3 protein-coding genes are annotated in these 1,687 nt (G+C 74.4%); 2 read left to right on the top strand and 1 reads right to left on the bottom strand.

Annotated elements, in window-relative coordinates; genetic code table 11:
• Positions 1-227: 227 nt before the first annotated feature.
• On the top strand, positions 228-728 hold the full coding sequence (locus tag ACWDCZ_RS41095) for a hypothetical protein (protein WP_449818687.1): 501 nt from the start codon (positions 228-230) through the stop codon (positions 726-728).
• Here ACWDCZ_RS41095 and ACWDCZ_RS41090 read toward each other — a convergent pair.
• Positions 715-1,098 (bottom strand): VOC family protein, encoded by a 384-nt coding sequence (locus tag ACWDCZ_RS41090; RefSeq protein WP_049651006.1) that lies wholly within the window; start codon positions 1,096-1,098, stop codon positions 715-717. The two genes, ACWDCZ_RS41095 and ACWDCZ_RS41090, sit on opposite strands and share 14 nt — an antisense overlap.
• 198 nt (positions 1,099-1,296) lie before the next feature.
• Here ACWDCZ_RS41090 and ACWDCZ_RS41085 point away from each other — a divergent pair, with 198 nt between their 5' ends.
• Positions 1,297-1,638 carry a hypothetical protein gene (locus ACWDCZ_RS41085; protein ID WP_049651007.1) on the top strand — a complete coding sequence of 114 codons (342 nt, stop codon included), beginning with the start codon at positions 1,297-1,299 and terminating at the stop codon, positions 1,636-1,638.
• Positions 1,639-1,687 lie beyond the last annotated feature (49 nt).

Below are 1,687 nucleotides of genomic sequence, written 5' to 3'. Positions count from 1 at the left end.
TCAACCCCCCCCCAAAACCCCTCTTCCCCCCCCCGCCCCTCTCCCTATCTGCCCCCCGCCCCCCCCGGAGTGGGAAGTCGGCCCGGCCGACTTCCCACTCCCCCGGGCGGGGGACGGCTCGGCCCGGAACCCGGCTCCGGGGAGGACGACCCGGCGCCCCGGGCGCGGGCACGGTGGAGTCCGCCCGGCGGCAGCGGCCGTCGGGCGGGGATACCGGAGGAGACGGCATGCGCGCACCGACACCGGCCACGGCACGAAGGGTCGCGGCGCTGGGCGTCGCCGCCGCCGTCCCGTACATCGGCCTCAAGAGCTACTGGGCGGCGGGCGGCCGGGCCGGGCTCGCGGCCGGGTTCGACGTGGCGGACGAGTTCGCCCGCAACGGCGCGCCCTGGGCCCTGGTCTGGCTCGAACGGCACGGCGTCGACTTCACCGCCGTCCTCGCCCTGGCCGGGCTCGCCATGGCCTGCGCCCTCGCCTGGCCGTGGGGACGGCGCCTCCCGCGCGGGCCGCTGCTGGCCCTGGCCTGCGCGGGGACGCTGCTGGTCCCGTACGGCCTGCTCACCGCGCTGCTCGCCCTCACCGGGGAGGGCGGCGGCGCGGCGGCGCCGATCACCGAGTGGGTGGCGCCGGCCGGGGTCGGCGCCTTCCTGGGGATCGGGACGGCCCTGGGCGTCGGGGCCTGGTCGCGGCTCCGGCCGGGACGGCGCACGGGCATCAGGGGTTCGTGACGGCCCGGTCGGAGTCGCTGCGCAGCACGCAGAACTCGTTGCCCTCGGGGTCGGAGAGGACGGCCCACCCCGAACCGTCGGGGTTCCGGTGGTCGCCGACGAAGGTGGCGCCGAGGCCGAGCAGCCGCTCCACCTCCTGGTCGCGCGAGGTCTCGGGCCGCAGGCACAGGTGGACCCGGTTCTTGACCGTCTTCGCCTCGGACACCTGGTTGAAGTACAGCACCGGCCCCTCCGCCAGCAGCACCTGCGTCTCCCGGTCCCCCGGCCGGCAGTCGGGGTCCAACGGCCGACCGGTCACACCACTCCAGAACCGCGCCAGCTCATAGGCGTCCGCACAGTCGATCGCCACGTTCTGCAACACCGAAACCATGCGCGCGAGTCTCCCCGATCCCCGCGCCGGACGCCACCGGGTCGCACCCGCTCCCCGCACCCCCGCCGAGGGCGGGACCGGCCTGTGAGGAGTGAGCCCGCCGACGGCCCTGACCTGCGGCGATACGGCCCGGGTGCAGGCCCTCACGGACGTGCCTACGGTGGAAGGAGTAGCCCAGAGCATCCAGGAGGTTACGTTATGACTTCCGAGAAGAAGCCCGTCCAGCTCACGGCACGCACGGTGAGCGGCCACGTGGTCGCCCACTCGCCGATCAGCGGTGACTTCGAGGCCACGCTGACCGACACGGACGGCAAGCCGATCGTGGGGCGGCAAATCACCTTCTACAGCACCGCGAGCGGCCAGCGCGTCGGCTCCGCGACCACCGACCAGAGCGGGATCGCCAAGCTGAACTCCGGCTCCAAGATCCTCGATCCGGTCATCGTCGCCAGCACCCTCACCACCGGCTGCGAAGCACGGTTCGAGGGCGACGACGAGTACCAGGCGGCCTCCGCCCACGCCGGCACCGCGGTCGGCGTGTAGTCGGCGCGGTACCCGGACACGTGCGGAGTGGGAAGTCGGCCAGGCCGAC

Source organism: Kitasatospora sp. NPDC001225 (assembly GCF_053597855.1).
This window is presented reverse-complemented; position numbering and strand designations above follow the sequence as displayed.